Consider the following 19,299-nt stretch of genomic DNA (forward strand, 5'->3'; position numbering starts at 1 on the left):
ACTCATCATTCGTCCTTTATGAATTCTTACACCGACAAGTCTTTTAACCTTGATTTTAAGGTCTCTGATCGGAATTCTTTCAATAGGGAATCAAGGCTATTTTTCGTTATCATAGGCCTTGATAAGACTGGATGATTGCGAAGGCGGAAATCTCGAATGGGGCTTAATGGTAAACTATTGGCTTTTAGCCTTTTTGTGAGCACAGCCATCTATGCGCCACTTAATTCTTCCCAGGCATTTGCGCGTTCCAGCGGTTCGCATGGGTTTGGTCATTCAGTCCCTCTGTATGATGCGATAAAATTGATTGTGCCTTCTGGATACAACATTGCCATCACAGGGGGAGTTGATCCTTCTGATAAGGTGTCATGGACTGGATCCGCAGATTGGCGACAGACGCTTAATTCAATCCATTCAGAAAGTGGAGCTGACTACGGCTTCAACGTAAGTGGATATGAAGTTTCAGTTAGAAACCTAAACGCCGCGGCAGATAGTGCCAGCGGCCCGACCACCACCGCCTCATCATCCTACTCACCTTCTAAACCGCAGCCCATAGTTTTTGGAGGAAGTGCCGCCATTCGGGCGCCGGGCGTAACATTCCTTACTGCCCCGCCTTCTCCACCACCGATATCATCTCCTACCCCAATTATTCAGCCGTCAAATAAGCCGTACGCAGTAGCTGCTACTCAGGCACCACAAAAGCCAATCGACTTGAGAGCTTCATCCTCCAGTTTGGCTCATCAGGTAGATAGCCCTTCCCTGTCTCCAATCAATCCTTCAGGCGGGGAAGATTATTCACCTGATGGATCGAGCACTGGGAGTTCAAAATCAACTGAGATGGCGGACAACAATAGTTCGCCTTCCCAGATATGGCATGCAACAGGCGGGAAATATCTCTCTGACATCATTGAAGAATGGGGCGAGAAGGCCGGCTGGCAAGTCGTTTACGACACTCGGATGCTCTATGAGGTCAGTGCTGACAGCGACTTTGAAGGCACGTTTCCCCATGCAGCCTGGACTATGATCCATCAGATCCAGCAGCAGATCAAAATGGCCGGGGCGGAAAAACCTTTCCCAGATATCTACTTCTGGAAAAACCGAACAGCAGTCATTGTCACGCACAGAGGACTACAGGATTAAAATATGCGCTCATTAAAGCAGAATTTGCGGCAGCATTTCTCCACGTTCCTGTCCGTAGTGCTCCTTTCTTCATCAGCCCTAACTCTAACGGGTTGTTCTGGACTGTACACGGTAGAGCAAGGGAACCGGGCTTCTTCCGCCACGATCAAAGATTCAACTGAAATTATGCACAACGCCCTGAGAGGTGGTGATGATGACTCTGAGGCGTCCCACTATATGCAAGGGGCATATGTTGGCACAAAGGTCGTAAGATCTGAGCATGGGGTGCCTCTGCCTCGCCGTTGGCTGAAGCCAGGGGCATTTAAATACAACCATCCTAAAGCCATCCCCCTCTACCAGATCGCCGCACTTGTTACTGAGCAAACGCATATCCCCGTAACATTCGCACCTGAAATCCTAGATATGGCTCAAGGTGTTACTCCTAAAAGTGGAGGGTCAGGGAGCAGCGGAAAAGGCGGCGGGATGATGCCTACCGTCTCAATGGCTCCGACCCCTGTAAACAATCAGGGAATGAACTCCCTTCTCTCTGATATGGGAATGGGAGGGGCGATAACAGAGGAACATCAATCTCCCGTCACGATGAGCATTAGCAATTACTCCGGCTCTCTTGACGATTTCCTTTCATCTGTCGCGTCTCACTTTTCAGTATCCTGGGAATTTGATGAAGGTCAGATCAGATTTTTCAGGATGATCACCAGAACATTTACTGTTCACGCGCTTCCCTCCGCCAATGAATTGAACAGCGCCATGAATTCTGGCGGTTCATCTTCAAGTGGGTCGAGTTCTGGTGGCCAGAATGCTGCCACCACTGACACCCTCTCCTCTAAAATATCGATTGCCGTATGGGATGAAATCACCAAGACGCTGGGCTCTATAGTTTCAGATTACGGCCGTGTCTCTCCGACAATGAGTACAGGCACGATTACGGTTTCTGCGCCACCTTCCGTTATGGCGGAGGTAGAGCGGTTTCTTGAAGGCCAGAATGCACGCTTGAGTAAGGAAATCGGCATATCAGTGGAATTGATGGCCCTTACCTTTACAGATTCAGATGATACCAGTGTTAACCTCAAAGGCATCCTCGACAAGGCATCTAAATATGGATTGTCTTACTCATCTCCCACCGCCGCAGCAGTAGAAGGTATCAGCTCCTTTACTGTGTCGATGACAAACCCGAACTCGAAATTCAATGCTAGTGAAGCCATCGCATCAGCAGTAAGAACGCAAGCCCGAGTACGGACAAGATCCATGGGCACCGTCTTGACCCTTAATGGAATGCCAGCCCCCCTGCAGGTTGCTCACACACAGAGCTACGTCAAGGATATGCAGGTTTCTGACTCCACAACCTCAAGCAGTGACCTTAGCGGCACACAGAGAACTCAGGTTAACGTGGATGATCTGACAACTGGCTTTTCTATGATGGTACTGCCGCGGATAACTGGGGATGGGGACCATGTTCTCCTGCAGTTCGCTACAAACCTTTCTGAGCGTACCGGCTCCGATAATTATGGCTTCGATGATTATACAACCCCTGACAAGTCAGTATCCCTGATGCTGAAGGACGTAGACTATAAGGATAGCGTCAATCAGGTAAGGATACCGTCTGGTAGCACCGAAGTAATGGCCGGGTTCATGCAGGATGCGAACAATACATCAGCCAGCGGTGTCGGAAGTGCTAACTTCCTTGGATTAGGTGGCTCGCAGGTCGGCAAGCATGTGCAGACCCTTTATCTTGTGCTCGTTACACCGGTTATCTTCTCTGATGCCCCCAAAACGATAACCTCCGATGGGGACGGCAAAGACGAACCAGCCCTTTCCTACTAATCTGGAGGATTAAATGGCTGACGCCTATGCTTCATTGAATTCGGGAGACAACACCGAGCACCGTGGCAGTTTCCTCGATGTCGGAGGGAAACAGTTCGCTATTGGCCTAACCTGGTATTTCATTCCCCATGAACGAGCCAAGGAAAGCGCCAAACGTCAAGCCCACGCTACGGGATGCGACTTATACTGTCTGAACAAATACGTTGACGGATCCTCAATTCAGTGCGGCCTTGGCTCTACAGCGGATCACCAGAAGCCGAAGATGCCACCACTGGCGACCGCCTTCCTACAGGTCGCTGATGGAAGCAATATCCTCGCCTGTCTCAATACAGACCAAGGGGCAGATGACGAGTTCTACCTGGTCGCAATACGAGAAGGTGCGATCCTGTCATCTCATGATGGCTTGATCAACGGCCTTGACGCAGCTCGTTCCGCACTGGCTGAACTTCTTTCTGACGAGGTTGAGTGGGATCAGATCATTGTCAGTCAAGAATTCGAGGACATCTCCTCTGAAATCTCGATGGCAGAAGACGCCGAACTGACGACGACCACTCTCCTAGACCTGTTCTCCGATGTAAAAAAATTCAGCATCACTCTTAAATCTGCGGACAGCAGCAACTTCGTAAATTATCTCACAGCAACCGTAATCCTCGGCGTGGTTATCGGCGGCATCTATTGGATGTACGAACGTCACGAGGAGAGTAAGCGAAAAGCAGCAATTTTAGCTGAAATGAAGGCCAAGCAAAAACACAAGAAGGTCGGAGTTATTGTCCCCCTGCCAGTATTCCCCTGGGAGGGAGTTGTGCATGGAATTTACCCGATAGATGCCTGCATTGAGGCGATCAAAGAGACCCCGATTGTTCTGGCAGGATGGAACACCAAGGTTATCTCTTGTCGACCGGTCAATGACACTGATCCTTCCGACAACCTCTGGGAGATCCAATCCATTCTGGATCGAACATATGGCTCTATTTCTTGGCTCCCCTATGAATTTAATGTCGGCAATGCGCATCCAAGCATAAAAGAGGCTGGCAAAAACTTCGTTGTGTCGAGACCTGTTCATTTTCACTTTCCCAAGCAAAATGTCATGGGCCACGACATAAAAACTGATTCAACAATCGTTATTAGGCGTCACCTTATTGAAAACTTCGAAGAACGTGGTGTCCCAATCACTTCAGATACAATCGTGGGAACGACTTACCGTAAGCCGGGAACACACGGGAGAACGGATCGCTTTAGCATAGAAAAGCATGTCTCTTTTTCCTTTGAAACATCCTTTGATCCTGTAGACTTGTACCAATATATCGCACCAATTCCGGCCCTTAGGGCGGATGAGGTCTCATTTGACCCAAATACTTTAACATGGAAAATTTCGGCAACGGCTTACGAAAGACTACCTATACCAGTTATCTCAGGGGTAATTTTCGCTCAGGAGAGTTTAGAAGAACATAGGGCAAAACTAAAAATCAAGAAGAGTGAAGCTGGAGGTGGTGCTCCTACTGAAAGTAAAAATCAGGCTCCAGTACCCAATTCCAGTGGAATGAAGTCAGCCAGTAAGTCAGGAGTGAACAGTGGTGCCCAATAAAATCTTGTCGAGTGGTCTGATTATTCTCCTCGCGGGAGGGGCTATTGTTAGCGCTTCATCATTTGCGTCGGCTGCTTCGATTGACGATAAACAGACTGGAGCACAGCATACATCAAACAACGAAAATTTCGCCACTGCAGAGCCTAACGCTGGAGTGCCCTTCGCCAGTCTTATGTCTGTTGATAGTGGCCGAGGCAAACCGCGCCCCGCTCCGCCCCCTTCTCTCCCTCTGGCCAGTCAGCCCATATCTCAGGAAAATGGCAGGGTAGAAGCAACTCTAAATCGTATGAATGGCCAGATTTCAGACCGCCTGAAAGGTCTTTCTATAGGCGATGGGGACCTTAAGCCGACCAAGCTAAGTCCATCAGACAAAACCCTGATTGATCAACTGACTGAAGAAGAAAAACAGATCAAACTTTTGGACGCCAGAAAACGGCGCCTTAAAGTCGCTATCGAAACGTGGGCCGAAGCTTTTGACCCTCACAAAGAACAAGCAGCCGCTGGCGAAACAATTGATGCCAAAAAAGGTATGGGAGAAAGTCAATCTCAGGGTTCAGATCATGGAAATGCCGACAATGATCATGATCTGGAGACTTTGAAGAGCGAAATAGCATCCCTCAAGCAATCCTTGGAAACTGCCAATAAAGGCTCTGTAGGCATAAAAAGCCAGCAGCAAGATCCTTACCCTGTAGTTACAAGCACTAACGCCACATATGACGGAGGGATGGAAGCTAATATTCTTGTCCCCTATTCCGGTGAGATGAAAGTCTCGACCGGTGACATGGTGCAGGATGGTGTGACTATCAACAGCATTTCTGGAAAAACAGTGACCATCAAGGATTCACACTCCGGTCGTATTATTCCTTTGGCCTGGGGAGATTCTGTACCGAGAGAACGACCTTCCCCGGAAACTGCTGAAAACAATGACAAAGCCTCATCCCAATCGACAGGTGGAAACCGGACAAGCAAGAAAACCCATACTCAAAACAATCATGCTTATCAGCCAAGTCTCGCCCCTCCATTGGCACCACCGTTCAATGGATAAATCCTTTGATCGGCAAGGCTCATCCACAAATAATGGATGATTATTCATGCCTAAGAAAAAAAATAAGAACTCAAAATCAAAGAAGAGTTCAAAAAAGAAAAATGGGAATGTAATCCAGGGCTGGATGCAGCGGATTAACGCCGCCATCGCTTGGCTCACAACAGATACAAAGCCGCAAAACAACACATCGACTAAAAAAAAAGAAGCTCGCACACGCCGAAGAACACCTCACATTGCACAGGGCAGCGACCAGAATACAGAAACCAAGACCCTACTGCGTAAAATTGAATCCCAGACAGACGTCGACTCTCTGATTGATAATATCAAAGAGGAAGATCGCACCATTATCACTGGCCTAGGCACCCCGGTTTCCGGGTTTGAAAACCGACACCGGGAAATGGCAGCTTTCGTGCTGGATGCAGGGGATGGGAACGACAAAAAAGGGCAATTTATCTATCCAGACAAAAAACGTTTTGATCCAATCGTCGTTGAAGCTAAAACCCTCATCGAACAGAGCGGCTATATAATTACTGGTGACGTCACTGTTCCGATCAAGACGATCGCCATAATCAACAGTCTTGGCACATCACAGTTGATGGGTGAAGCTGGAGGCCAGAGCCTTACAGGCGAAGAACTCAATAGCATCCAAAAGAAACTGTTCCAGATATATGATGAGGCAGCAAAAGCCGGCGCATCCGATATTCATATAGACGCAACGAAAGCGGGTACGAGTATCAGTTTCCGCATTTACGGCGAAATTCGTCCCTTCCAACACGAGACATATGAAACAGGTTTAAGGCTGAACCACATCGCCGCGATTGTAGCTACGGAAGGCGATAGCCATTACGACACCTCACAGTTTCAGGATAAAAATATGCGGCCTGGTGAGTTTACGCTCCCCAGAGGTATCGAAAGCCTACGCCTTCATTGGAACCCCCTATCCGATGAAGGCAGACAGGTCGTCATTCGTCTTAATAAGGAACCAAAAAGGATCCGAATTGAAGACGCTCCATTCCTAAAGGCTGGCTTCACTCCAGATCAGGATGATGCTTTCAGACGTTTCAGACAGAAAAAGGATGGAATGCTTATCCTATCTGGGCCGACTGGTTCAGGTAAGACCACCACCCTGACAATGAATGCGACAATCCTTTATTATGAGCGCGATACGCGCATAGCAATTAACACTCTCGAAGATCCCGTTGAACAACCAATCATTGGCGCCTGTCAGACCTCCGTTCCGAGTTCAAAATACAAAGATGGCCTGAAAGCCATGGTGCGCTCAGATCCTGATGTTCTTGTAGTGTCGGAAATGCGTGACGGGCCATCCTCTGATCAGGCCATTCAGGCGGCCAGAACAGGTCATCTGATGATGACCACTACACATTGCAGTAGGGCATTAACCATTCCAAGACGTATCATAGATATGGGAGTGGATCGGCTGAATGTACTGGACGGATCAATAATGAAGCTATGGGTCTCTCAAAGGCTCGTAGGGGTAATTTGTCCACATTGCGGTTTATCTTATGAAGAAGGTATAAGACTGAATAAAAGAACGAAATTTGAATGCGAAAGCGTCAAAAACTTTGTTCCTGAAGAATACTTCCCTAAGCTTAAAATGGTGAACCCTGATATGGCTGAAAGGCTTTATGGCTGCGGGAAGCGAGGATGCCGATATGGACAATCCGGGGCGACTATCATCGCGGAGGTCATTGAGCCAGATCAGGAGTTCATGGAATTGCTGAGAAAAGGGCAAGACAAAGACGCTGAAAAATATTGGCTAGAAAAACTTAATGGCACATCTCTCGCCGAAAACTGCCTTTTCAAAGCTTGCTTTGGCCTTATCGATCCTCGCGATCTTCTTGGGGTTGTGGAATCACCGAATGAAATTGACCTGGCGAGAACGTCCCGGCTTTTAAGTGAGAAAGCCGAAAAATGGTATGGCGCTTCAATTCAGTGATCTGACAATCTAACAGGTAAACCTTACTAATGGCATTAAACCTCAATCTTCCTTTTGGCCTGCATATAGATATTGCATCTATGATGCTCCAATACCGTAAGATTAGATTTAATGCTGGCAAGCGCATCAAAGTCTATGAGATGTTGGAAAGCCTTACGTCTCAAGGCAACTCAATCAATGATGCCTTGGCCCTCGTATATGAAATCACCTCAGAAGACGGAAAGAAGCCTAATAAACTCCTCGCCTACATTACAAAGGATTGGTACGACCAAATTAGAGGAACCGTGCCTCTTTCTGATGCTGTGGCCGAATGGGTTCCTGCCCGTGAGAGAATGGCTATTTCTGCAAGCGGCAAAACTGGGAATATCGCAGCAGCTTTACGTGATGTAATTTTTATCATGAAAGGCGAACAGGCTATTAAGTCCGCTATTAAAGGCGCTCTTAAGGAGCCGGCCATGTATTTGGTCATGTCCTTTGCACTGTATTACGTCTTTGCGACAGACGTTATTCCACAATTCAAAACAATTTTGCCAGAGGATAAATGGGGTGGACTTCCCTATGTGGCTCTCTGGCTAAGTGAGCATCTTGCTCAGACATTTATCCCTGCCGTCTTCATCATGATTTTTATTATTATCGCGATAATTTTTTCTATTCCTCGATGGACAGGGCGGATACGAGTTACTTTTGATAATATCCCACCTTGGTCTGTGTACCGCATCCTTATTGGCGGAAGCTTCCTACTCACTTATTCATCCCTTAAAAGGTCGGGGGTTTCTGACAACAATATCCTGACCTTACTCACCAAAGGTGCAAGCCCATGGCTTATGGAGCGCATCATGGCAACACGTCATATCCTTGCGCTTGGTAACAAAAATCTCGGCGATGCTCTTTATGAATCTGGACTGGAATTCCCTTCCAAAGACACAACGATCGTGCTCCGGGCCTACGCCAGAAACCCTTCCACTTTTGACGAAAAGCTAGAAATCGTTGGAAGAGAATGGCTCAAGGACGGGGTTCAAAAAACACAAAACACAATTTCTACCCTTGGAGTGATAATCCAACTTTTCTTTTACGGTGTCATCGCCTTCTTTGGGGCTGTACTATCCTTGCTTGAACTACAACTCATGACGCAAAACTAACAAGGCCATTTTATCTTGGATTCCGGCCTTATTTCTCCTTAACATCTATAAAGTAATGCCGGCCACGTCTTACTTGATCTTGCTCGTGCCGGTTATCCCGTAACCTATACCGGCTCATCATCGTCAGGATGGGGCAAATATCTAGGATGTACGTCTATGTATGATGTCGATGCAGAAGGAGCAATCTGTCTGGAGGGAAAAAATGGACATTCCATTTCCACCGGCAGTCATGGACATTACATTTCCACAAGTAGCCGAAGTGCTGTCGTGCCGAGCGTAATGCAAAGACTGCTGGGCAACCACCAGAACAATCTTTCTTCTCGCAAGGATCAGGCAGGTTACACCCCCCTTCAGATTGGCGCAGGCCTTCTGGTGGTGGCCCTTCTTGTTGGCCTCGCTGTGACTGAAATCGGCACGATGTTTACGCGCCAGAAAGTGCAGTCCACACTTACGATGCTGGCCCAGATTAACCAATCTGCGGCAGATCTCTGCCCTAATGGTGACTATGGTTCTGGGAACGGCTGTAACATTGACGTTGGCGCCATTGCCAAGGATGGCTTGTCCAAAACCTACACGGACACCAACCAAGATCAGATCATTTCCCCGTTCAACTCTTCGGTCACAATTGAACCTGCAACGACCGATCAGTCCAATGACTCTCTTACTATCACCGTACCTGGCGTTACAGCAGGTGCATGTGAATCACTCGCCACAAAGCACCTTGGCGGTGATATTATCAGTTTGTCAGTCAACGGCACGCAAGGCGCACAGCCAGCTATGACTGCAAACGAAGCTGAAGGGGCATGCGCTGCAAGCGGAAATGACAGCACCACATTCACATTCGTTTATGTAATGAAGCCGGGTAACTAATCCGGCTTCTTCCTCTATTCTTAGTATATTGAATGTATATCTTCTACATCTTGCTGTTCATGTTAATGGCCATTTTTTCGATGAAGCCGTTAACGGACGCAAGTTCAGAAGAAGAAGCCGATCGGAGGGCATCTGTTGTTGCCCTCCAGATGGAGCACTACCATAGCCTTAGTCTCGAAAAATGCTGGCCAGTTACCACTGGAAGCACAGTCAAGGCTAATAAGTGCCCCTCAGGAATAGTCACACCTGACATTGCATCTCTAGAAATGGGTCAGTCCATCTCCTATGAAGGCACTTTTACCAGTGTAACTGATGGGAAATGGCTTGTTACCTACTGGACACCAGATGCGATAGACGCAAATTACCCAGTCAACTTCTCAGGTCTCGTTGCTTACTATATCCGCACAAAAACATGGGATACTGTCCATTCTGGCGTCTATGATGCCAGCAGACAGGAATTTGGTTATGTCCCAGGTGGTGAGCCTTTACCTTTAGCCTCACCTTTTGCCGGGGTGGACATTCCTGATGGCGCTGTAGTCCAGGAAACAGAGGTTGACTACCTTTACTGATCCTTTGAACACACTTCAAATGTTAAAAAGATATCTTCAGATCGGATGAACAATCCTGTTTCAGGGTTCACCGCGCACTCTTTGCCGGACAGAACATCAATTAGCGAGTTATAACTTTGTCCCTGCTCCAGATAAATTTCTTCTGAAGAATCTTGAGATATCCAAGGTTTCGGTTTGAGAATTTTGCGGCGAACAAGCTCTCCAATTATAGGCACAATCTCATCTGGCAAAAACTCCATTCCGGTCTCAGACACAATGTGACTGATGACCATAAAGCTTAGATCTCTACCCTCCTGTCTGCCTGCCAATGCAGACAGGCGTGAGATTGCATGCTGCAAGGCCTTCCACTGCCTTTCTTCTCTTTCTTTAGAAATTCTGTTACGGCCTTGTAGGGCATTAACGATCTCTGATTTTAACGGCATTCAGGGCTACCTCTCATGTCGAGGATGAACGAAACATATCATTAAGGATCATGTCGGCCCGATTTTGCGTCAATTTAGATATCTTCGCCATCCATTCAGGATCAAGCCCCTCCTTAAGCATTATGCCTAGAACACTTGGAACAACATCCCTGATACTGCGCACAGTCTGTTCCAGCCACTTATCGTGTCCATCAGGAGGGTAAAACCCTGCTCTTTCACAAGCCATCTGCCAATGTCTTTTATGGATTTTTGAGAACACGTATTTCCCATCTACCGACATAGACATTGAATTGGTGGACCAGGAAGCTCCTTCATATGGTGCAAACGTATTGACATCATATAAAGGCGCCAAACTCACCTTTTGTTCCGATTGCAATGTTTCCAATGGGTGAATGTAAATCGAATAATTTTTTGCATGAGCATCCGTACCCATCAGTACCCAATTAACAACCATCGCGCGCATCAGAGCCTCCCGATCCACATCAGGGTCCATAGACCGGCTCAACACTTGCCCACTAATATCGGTAGTTCCTGGGCCGCCTTCACTCTGGTACTTTCGAGCCGGATCAATGCCTAGAGCCTGACACATATCCTCGACATGAAGGCGATGCACATCACCTTTTTCGTCACGCCACCTGTCAAACCTTTCAACGCAAATAACTTTCTCGCTTCCGAATTGAAGAACCTCACTTTTTGCAGCCGAAAGCCCTATCCCGCGGCATAATGTGAGGCAGAAGTGCTCAGCCTCGACTTGACCTTTCATATCAGGCATAGGCGGCTTCATGATATGCGTTGTAGGCTCTTTACCATAGGGAATGCCCCATGACCCATCTGGCAATCTTCTCAGCGCAGTTTTCTTTTGTGCCCCAGCCAAACTAAATCGACCATTGTTGTGTTCGGGTATCCTACCAGCTACAGATCTGCCAGAACGGATATCATGAATCATCTTTTCTACTTCATCTTCAGAAACCGGAATAATTCCCCCTTCCTCCCTCACTTTAGCGATACGATCTTCCTGCACGACTTGCACAGCACCAGCACAATCCTCACCTATCTTTTCAAGCAATCTAAGAGGATTATTCACTGAGCAAACCGGTAGATCACCCGTTTCATCCTGAGCGATCGCCCTTAAATCTTGTTTGCTTTCAGGCAGTAGGTTCCTAAGCCAATTTACAACCACACCTCCACCATAAGCTTCTTTTTGTGGTGGCATCGAAAGAGAGAGAGAATGCCCTTCTCGAACCCCTTCTGAATCCATGTCATAGAAAATCCGTGGTGATCCCCCCTTATCTGTCGCGCGGGCGCACACCTTTCCTGAAACGAGAACTGCCAAATCGACCATCATCGGATACCTTTCCCATTCGCGGAGTTTCTATGTAGCTTTGTAGTGGATGTAATACAAATAGAACATTGCACTAATGTTCGTTTTAGATTACATCAGATGAATGTTCAGAATAGGTTACACGATCACGGTCAATGATTCTCAACATAATGGAGAGATGACGTGCAAATGAAGTCATCTTATGAAGCTGGAATCTGCATCCGGGAGGCACGGAAAGCCAAAGGATGGACACAGGCCAAGTTTGCCGAACGAATGGATGTTACGAGGCAATGGGTAATCCGCACCGAAAAAGGCAATGATTCAGCCGAGCTTGGGTTGATTATGAAGGCTTTTTGCATTCTCGGCATTAATCTGAATGCGGAAAAAACGACAGACCCCTCAAACCGGATTCACTCACTTGAGCTTGTCGAGGTAACGAGTGTTGGGAACGAAAAATACCGCCAGCACCTTGATAAGGTGAAGGCCATCATGACGGCACATAAAAACTTTGAGTTAAACTTAGATCCAGAGAATCTCGCAGAGGTGGAAAAATTGCTATCCAGTGATGACTGAAACTCAGTGTTCCACCTAATGCTAAGCCCCTCCTTCCCTCCGTATGAGCCGGAGGGAAGTGCAGGAGCAGGGCCTCACGCTAATACGCCCTGATAAGCCAAGAGGCAGGAGAAATTCCAGGCTAACTAAGGGCCTGGAGGCAGGTTAGCAGATCAGTGCTCAATCCTGAGTGCACAAGGCTTCCGCTCCTTTGTGCCTTGCATGAACGCTCCTTACCCTTCCCATGAAGGGCAGAATTAATTGTGCCCAAAATCCTAATTAAATAGGGGTGGGCATCAATGCGCCTGGAAACCATAGAAGAGTTCCGTGCTTTATTCCCTGAAGCCTTCCGCAAGGACGGAAGCATTATATTGGACGGTACCAAAGCGAACAGCGACTTAATTGAGTCCCTGCCCCCTGGCCTTGTAGTGAATGGCGATCTGGATATGAGGGGGTGTCAGGGCCTTAAATCGATCCAAGACCTCCGGGTAAATGGCAATGTGACCTTCAAGGGTTGCGGTTCACTCAGCCATATTGGCCCGAACATACTTGTTGGGGGATCTGCCGATTTTTCTCACTGCAACGGACTGACGTCTTTCGTGGCGGATAAAATGGTCGTTGGAGAGAATTTATCTCTAGATTGCTGCACCAAACTCAACGAGGTGGTATTTGATGTTCCTGGCATAATTCCAGGGCATCTCTCCTTAAGCGGGTGTCGATCTCTGAAATCCATCTCGCGCGTCCACGTTGGAGCGTCATTAGAGGCCAGTGATTGCTTTTCACTTCAGCATTTGGATAATGGCATCAAAGCCTTCTCAATCAATCTAATTCGGTGCCATAGCCTTCAACATTTGCCTGCAGATATTTCGGTCAAAAGAGGAATCAATATCAGTGAAACTTCCATCATGTCTCTGCCTGAAGGGCTGAAGATAGACGGATGGCTAGTCGCACGAAAATGCAATGAACTGACTTCATTGCCAGAAGACCTTTACGTTACAAAGTGGCTAAGTCTGCAAGATTGCAAGAATTTGGAAAAAATCCCTGATACCATTGATGTCGGGGACTATATTGACCTCCTAGGATGCGACAACGTCCAGATATCGGAAAATTTCCTTAACAAGAACCCTAATAAGGTCATCTTGCCCAACCATTTTATCCCGACTTCCGATGAAACCGATCCTGAAATAGAAGCTGAAAGCCCTGAGCCATTCTGATACAAAAAGGCACTTCTGCCGCACAGGCAGCTTAGAGACGGATAGAAGGACTCATATCTTGTCTTTTACTGCCGCACAGGCAGCAGCACTCTTACAGTCCCCTTAAATCACTGGCTCGCCTAACTCATCCTCATCGCCATTTTGATCTGCATGAGTATTATCGTCTGAGATCTCTAACGGAATATGAGTGTTAGTTTTGTCGGTGGCGGAGGGTGAGACCAGAGACATCAGTTCCTCCGGCCAATCGCTTTCGGCAAGGGCATCTTCTAGATTTACCAGACCTGCTTTAACGAGATCTGCCATGGATTGCTCAAGGGTCCACATCTCATCTGAGTGACGCATAACTTCCCTGATCTTGTGTATTTTCCCCTTGCGGATCAGTTCAGTCACCTTGCCTTTGTTCAGCAGCATTTCTGATGCAAGAACGCGACCCTCACCATCTGCTCTTTTCAACAAGCGTTGTGTCATAATCCCTTTAAGATTCAAGGAAAGGGTTAGAAAAACCATCTCTCTTTCCTGATAAGGGAAGAGAGCAATAATACGATTTATTGCCACGTCAGCAGCATTTGCATGCAGGGTACCAAAGACTGGATGACCTGTATCGGATCCGATGAGAGCCTGCCTCATCACTTCCAGGGTCCTGATTTCACCAATCTGCAGGCAATCAGGGTTTTGTCTCAAAGCCGCGACAATCGCAGCCTCGAAAGATTCCGTGTCACGTCCTACTTCGCGCTGAGTAATGATGCAGTTTATTGGCTTGTGGACATATTCAACAGGGTTCTCGACACAGATGATATGCTCACCCTCGGCATGTCTATTTCGCCAATTAATCTGTGCTGCCAAAGTGGTGGATTTACCTGAACCTGTCTCACCAGTTACGAGGAATATCCCGCGTCGCATTAACGCAATCTGTCTTAAAATCTCCGGTAAGTGAAGTTGTTCACATGTCGGCATTTCCGTACTGATACGACGAATAGCCATCCCAGTGTGGTCGAGTTGCACGAACATATTCACACGGAAACGACCTATTCCCGGCAATTCCAGTGAACGATTGAACTCTTTTGTTTTGATAAATGATGACAAATGAGAGGCCAGAAGCATACTCCCGGCCATAGTATCCATCGCTTTGTCAGTTAAATGAGAGGAGGAAATATTGAAGGTTCCTTTAGCCCCTTTTAGCTTCGCGGGAATACCTACGTTAAGTATGAGATCATCGGCCTTGTCATCCTGAAGCCTCTTCAAAAACCGGATCATATCCAAGCTATCGGAAGAGCTATCAGCCGATGGTTTTTTTTCTCTTTCCTCAATCCTCTCTAAAATATTTGGAGCACGAGCTAATCTCTCTATCGGTGTGTCAGTACTTGTTCGCGCCGAAACTGACTCACATACATCCCAGGTTATCAAGCCTTCGGACATGAGTTTAGAGGCGTCCTGCGCCATGGTCTGACCTATAGCTCGCCCGCTTTTGAGAACCTCTCTGATAATGGATGCCCAATCAGCATAGTCCGAAGCCAGCAAGATTGATTTGATGCGATCATCAAAGAGCATGTACTCGCGAACTGCTACAACACCCCCACCAATTCTAGGGACGAGCAACTGACAGACGACTAAATTAAGAGCTGCCAATAGATCGAGAGCTGCAGTTCTCCGACTTTCTATCGGGAACTCCATGACGATACGACTAATCGTTTCTGCGACGCCAATTGTATGAACAGTTGATGTCACAAGATGTCCAGTTTGGGCAGCACGCAGCATGGCATCCATCGTCACGTAGCCGCGGGCTTCGCCAACAACAATGATAGATGGCCCCCTACGCACGGCATTGGCTGTTGCTGCCGCCCACATTAGCGCAGGGTCTGGGTTTATCTTCCCCTTGATAGTGATGTGCTTACCGACTTCACTCTGGAACACTTCGCTATCCGGGTATTCATTGTCTGGATATGAAGTCTCAATCGGTTCCGCATATTCGATTACTTTCTCATATGCCCCCTTCTGCCTACACCTCCAATCAATGAGAGAAGACATCAAGACAGACTTACCTGAACCAGTTGGCCCGGCTATAATATTAAGGCCTTGGGCAGCTCTAAAATAGCGCGGAATATCGGGAGGAACATTAAGGTAATCGAGAGGAATGGGCTTATCAGATGTCGACCTCAGTGTGATTTGTAGCGCCACACCTCCAGTCTTAGAAAAGCGCCCTCCGGTCGCATTTACACGTAGATTGATTTTCTTTTTTTTATCTTTCCCGATTTTGACATTGTAACCAAAATCAATGGGGTCACCGCCAGCGACCATACCGGCGGCATTATCTGCATTGTATAAATAATTGAGAATTCCTGCCACTTCATCGGCATCAAGACGTCGATGGGTTATGGCCTCTCGGCGCCCGCCAACGAGCACCCAGATCTGTTTTCCCGTCTCAATCGTTGTATCTTTAACCTGGTTCTGGATGCACCAATCCAAAACAGTGTCGATATCTTCTCCGATGAGAAGTGGCGGGAAATCCGGGAAAAAGCCGATGCTTGCTCCCTTTGAAAATAAATTTTTCGTCTTTTCGGCTTCGATGGCTTTAGCTATCTGGAGAGATTCATCATCTTCAATATCAGACATTTTCGCAGGTTCACTTAACTCATTATGGAGTTGCTTCAGGCCAAGGATCTTTATTCTGATCTGGCAGGTTCTCCATGCTCACATGGCCCGGAGGGATAGCCGCGGCTTCAGGTGGATCTTGTGACGGTACCGCTCTTTCATTTTCAGGATGCCTTACATTGAGAAGAGAAGGTGCCGTGATGCGATAGGTACGGTCATTCTCACGCATATCCATGCCTGTGCCGGTGACACCAAGATCACCTGTGGCGACATTCGGCGCGCTCACTTTATTTTCTTCCAGAAGAAGCTTGTACCGCACCATTCCCTTATAATCGCGTTCCAGGCGCGCAAGACTTCTTTTGTAATTCATAAAGGCGAGGTGCTGGCCCTCATCCCATCCCTGATGGACATAAGCTTTCCATAAACTTCTTTCTGAATCATTCTTTGGAAGCAGTTCTTCAGAGGGGAGTGCAGGCGCTTTCTGGGGAACATGCTGACGCAGATAGCTTGCCCATGTTGGGGCTGTCTTACCTAGTCTAGCAGGTGACAGTATTCTGTAATATCTGTCTGCAACACGCACAGACGCCCCGGCATCAGATTGTTCAAAAGTGTCCTGACTTTCCGAAATAACGGGGGGAAGAATTGCGACACCGCCAGGTTGAACTACAATAAGACGGTTAAAATCGAATATGACTGACAAGTCGCCGGCTTTTGAATCAAGCATCGCATTGACCTGTTGAGATCCCCAGGCATGCCCAACTCTAGATCCATATGAGATCGCAGCATCGCGCATTGCCCCCATATGCAATTGCTCTTTCTGAGACATTTTATCAGTAGAGCCACCTTTAAGACCTTCCAAATCGTGCAGACTTGGAAGAGCCACTGGCCTCTGATTTAACTGACCCGGCCTATAGGTGGGGTTGATTGGCAACGGTCGGCCTGAGCCATCAACACTATAAATATCTTCAGGAGCGTCACCGGAATCAGCAAAAGCAGGAGCGCAAAAAAATAGAGAGACTGCGGCAACAGCATAAGCTGGGATTAGGCGGCGATGATGCATTCAGTTTCCTCCACCTGCCGCGACAAATCCGGCCGGCAAGGAGCTAGAAGTCGACAATGACTTACAATCAGCAGGTTTGAATCTTGTAACCGACTTTCTTTTGGCGATGCCCTTTTTAACCGGTCTGGCTTGCGGCTTCGGTGCGCTTGAAGGGTAGTCTTTGCGCCGGGCAGATTCATTTCTGTATTCGATCCTTTTTTGAGATGGATCGACAATAAGTGTGGCGTACTGCTGAACTTGGAGCCCGACATCCTCCAGAACCTTTGCCACGGACATATCCTGCATTTGAACTGTTACAATGCCAGGAATAAGAGGATCACCTCCGGTCATAATAAACCCATAACCAATACTCTGTGCCAGACTTTTAGCTATCTCGTATCCCGGCCCGGTAAAGTCCACTGTGGTTTTACTTTGCAGTTCTGGCGGCAAGGAAGACTCATCAACACTAGATGCCGGAGGTGGGGTTCTGGCAGCAGCAACCATCGCCAATTTCGTCTGAGCGTCTTTAACTCTTGCTGCGGATTCTGCCAGCATTTGATCCGCTTCTTCTCTTATTTCCGGGGAATATGGGACATCAATGGGTGATGGGGCGCGGTAAGTTTCGTACTTTTCTCCCCCACATCCAGCCAAGAAACTCGTAAAAGATAAAGCGGCGGCCATATGGAAAAAACGAGATTTCAAAAACGGCATGGCCTCTGAATTCCATTGCAATGATTATGGTTATTTCAACCTCAAGGAAACAGTCCAAAAGACATAAATTCAAGGCTTAAATGCAGCTTAAACGCACAAGAGAAAGGCCAGATAAAATATCTCGCTGTACGACATATAACAGTACAGGCCAAAATTCTGCGCATAGACTTTTGGGCAAGGTTAAATTGCTCGCGAACAGTCTCCATCCACCAACCAGGTTTATAGGCCAGACCCAAAAAGGTTATGCGTCTTTAATTCGGGATTTGTCTGCTAAGTCGTACTGTACTGTATGACCTGATAAGGTCAGATACCGAATAATGACATTGTCCAGACCCTTTCATTACCCGTTTCACTTGTTCCTGTACTGTACAATGTCACTTTATCCAGTCATACATGCTGCACCAACTAGCCAAGTGGGGAATGAATAAATCCATAGACCTCGGCATCCTGAGGCGCTTTGGAACAGTGTGAGCAAATGATCCCCGAGATCTTCCTGATCTGAGAGCGATACCTAAAAAATTGACGCAATGGAGTACTGTACTGTTCCCCACAGTACAAAAGGTCAGACTGGAACTATCTTTCCAAGGCCCAGAAAAATGCGATTTCCGGCGCCTAAAAACACAGAGGATGCGTGTTTTTCCTCTACCCACGAGATCAATACTAGCCCCATTCGTCCTTGGAGTGCTGTACCGTGATGTACGGTACATTATCCATTCCTAGCGCGATATGTGCTACACATTGAGCAAACACTGAAGGCAAAATCAGAGGCCATAAGGGCAACTCGCACACAAAATCGAAAGATGTGGAGAGAAAACGCCTCGAATGCGTTACCAAAAAACGCCAATGCGTTACCAATTTTTCGGAAGGTGCGTAACCAATATGACCCTAAATTATTGGAATATAGTATTTTTATGTTTGGATATCATGATTTTTTCACCTCTCCTAAACACACAAAAAAGAGAGATTTTCCCGACTATCATAGCCACCCAATTGACCGAGATATTTTGAATTCCAAAAAACCCAATCCCAGGAATCTGCAAATTCGGGACAGTGCGTTACCAAAATTCGGAGGGTGCGTAACTTTTTTTTGGTAGTTATGGGGGGGGCAAGCCCCCCATGGGTGCCTCAACCAATATTGGCGACCGCCTACTGTTCGGCCCCAAAACTGATTTTGGCGGGCAAAAACGCCCCAGAAGGCGGCCTTCTTTCCTTATGCCTGCCACATAAACCAGGCACCACTAACTGGTAGCCACCCAACCCCTAACCGGCCTCTATCACCAGTGCCGGGCACCAATCTAAACTAAAAAAAGCCAACTAACACCGCGACT

The 19,299-nt window shown here is 47.4% G+C and carries 15 protein-coding genes; 10 read left to right on the top strand and 5 right to left on the bottom strand.

Going from position 1 to position 19,299, the window contains the following annotated elements; translation table 11 throughout:
• The first annotated feature begins 156 nt into the window (after window positions 1–156).
• The 8 genes from FCN51_RS01440 (at window position 157) to FCN51_RS01475 (ending at window position 10,123) form a co-directional block, all read left to right on the top strand.
• Window positions 157–1,137, top strand: a complete 981-nt coding sequence (locus FCN51_RS01440; protein WP_160255849.1) for a TcpQ domain-containing protein — start codon at window positions 157–159, stop codon at window positions 1,135–1,137.
• 3 nt (window positions 1,138–1,140) lie between these two features.
• Window positions 1,141–2,958: a secretin N-terminal domain-containing protein gene (locus FCN51_RS01445; RefSeq protein ID WP_309402348.1), complete on the top strand. Its 1,818-nt coding sequence runs from the start codon at window positions 1,141–1,143 to the stop codon at window positions 2,956–2,958.
• 13 nt (window positions 2,959–2,971) lie between these two features.
• Complete coding sequence (pilO2, locus tag FCN51_RS01450) at window positions 2,972–4,543, top strand: type 4b pilus protein PilO2 (protein WP_160255852.1); 1,572 nt, start codon at window positions 2,972–2,974, stop codon at window positions 4,541–4,543.
• Window positions 4,533–5,588: a hypothetical protein gene (locus tag FCN51_RS01455; RefSeq protein WP_160255853.1), complete on the top strand. Its 1,056-nt coding sequence runs from the start codon at window positions 4,533–4,535 to the stop codon at window positions 5,586–5,588. The genes pilO2 and FCN51_RS01455 overlap by 11 nt, the downstream gene beginning before the upstream one ends.
• A gap of 46 nt (window positions 5,589–5,634) precedes the next feature.
• Window positions 5,635–7,545, top strand: a complete 1,911-nt coding sequence (locus tag FCN51_RS01460) for a GspE/PulE family protein (protein ID WP_124296509.1) — start codon at window positions 5,635–5,637, stop codon at window positions 7,543–7,545.
• Between the two features lie 29 nt (window positions 7,546–7,574).
• Window positions 7,575–8,684, top strand: coding sequence for a type II secretion system F family protein (locus FCN51_RS01465; protein ID WP_160255854.1), 1,110 nt, complete (start codon window positions 7,575–7,577; stop codon window positions 8,682–8,684).
• A gap of 156 nt (window positions 8,685–8,840) precedes the next feature.
• Window positions 8,841–9,554 carry a type 4 pilus major pilin gene (locus tag FCN51_RS01470; protein ID WP_160255855.1) on the top strand — a complete coding sequence of 238 codons (714 nt, stop codon included), beginning with the start codon at window positions 8,841–8,843 and terminating at the stop codon, window positions 9,552–9,554.
• Window positions 9,555–9,586: 32 nt separating this feature from the next.
• A complete protein-coding gene (locus FCN51_RS01475) occupies window positions 9,587–10,123 on the top strand; it encodes a hypothetical protein (RefSeq protein WP_099542260.1) in 537 nt (178 codons plus the stop codon).
• On the opposite strand, the gene FCN51_RS01480 is transcribed toward FCN51_RS01475, so the two are convergent.
• Together FCN51_RS01480 and FCN51_RS01485 are read right to left on the bottom strand one after the other, a co-directional pair.
• Entirely contained in the window at window positions 10,117–10,545 is a 429-nt protein-coding gene (locus tag FCN51_RS01480; protein ID WP_160255856.1) for a hypothetical protein, read from the bottom strand. The two genes, FCN51_RS01475 and FCN51_RS01480, sit on opposite strands and share 7 nt — an antisense overlap.
• A 13-nt stretch (window positions 10,546–10,558) precedes the next feature.
• Complete coding sequence (locus tag FCN51_RS01485) at window positions 10,559–11,890, bottom strand: type II toxin-antitoxin system HipA family toxin (protein ID WP_309402350.1); 1,332 nt, start codon at window positions 11,888–11,890, stop codon at window positions 10,559–10,561.
• A 165-nt stretch (window positions 11,891–12,055) separates the two neighbouring features.
• On the opposite strand from FCN51_RS01485, the gene FCN51_RS01490 reads away from it, so the two are divergent.
• Window positions 12,056–12,439, top strand: coding sequence for a helix-turn-helix domain-containing protein (locus FCN51_RS01490; RefSeq protein ID WP_160255858.1), 384 nt, complete (start codon window positions 12,056–12,058; stop codon window positions 12,437–12,439).
• 278 nt (window positions 12,440–12,717) lie between these two features.
• Window positions 12,718–13,632 carry a hypothetical protein gene (locus FCN51_RS01495; protein ID WP_160255859.1) on the top strand — a complete coding sequence of 305 codons (915 nt, stop codon included), beginning with the start codon at window positions 12,718–12,720 and terminating at the stop codon, window positions 13,630–13,632.
• 102 nt (window positions 13,633–13,734) lie between these two features.
• Here the strand turns inward: FCN51_RS01495 and FCN51_RS01500 are convergent, their stop codons facing one another.
• The 3 genes from FCN51_RS01500 to FCN51_RS01510 are packed head-to-tail and all read right to left on the bottom strand — an operon-like array spanning window position 13,735 to window position 17,971.
• On the bottom strand, window positions 13,735–16,242 hold the full coding sequence (locus FCN51_RS01500; RefSeq protein ID WP_160255860.1) for a PilT/PilU family type 4a pilus ATPase: 2,508 nt from the start codon (window positions 16,240–16,242) through the stop codon (window positions 13,735–13,737).
• 22 nt (window positions 16,243–16,264) lie between these two features.
• Window positions 16,265–17,281, bottom strand: a complete 1,017-nt coding sequence (locus tag FCN51_RS01505) for a type IV secretory system conjugative DNA transfer family protein (RefSeq protein WP_160255861.1) — start codon at window positions 17,279–17,281, stop codon at window positions 16,265–16,267.
• Window positions 17,282–17,971: a DotD/TraH family lipoprotein gene (locus tag FCN51_RS01510; RefSeq protein ID WP_124296520.1), complete on the bottom strand. Its 690-nt coding sequence runs from the start codon at window positions 17,969–17,971 to the stop codon at window positions 17,282–17,284.
• Between the last annotated feature and the right edge of the window lie 1,328 nt (window positions 17,972–19,299).

This window comes from Acetobacter pasteurianus, from assembly GCF_009914215.2.
Taxonomy (GTDB): domain Bacteria; phylum Pseudomonadota; class Alphaproteobacteria; order Acetobacterales; family Acetobacteraceae; genus Acetobacter; species Acetobacter pasteurianus.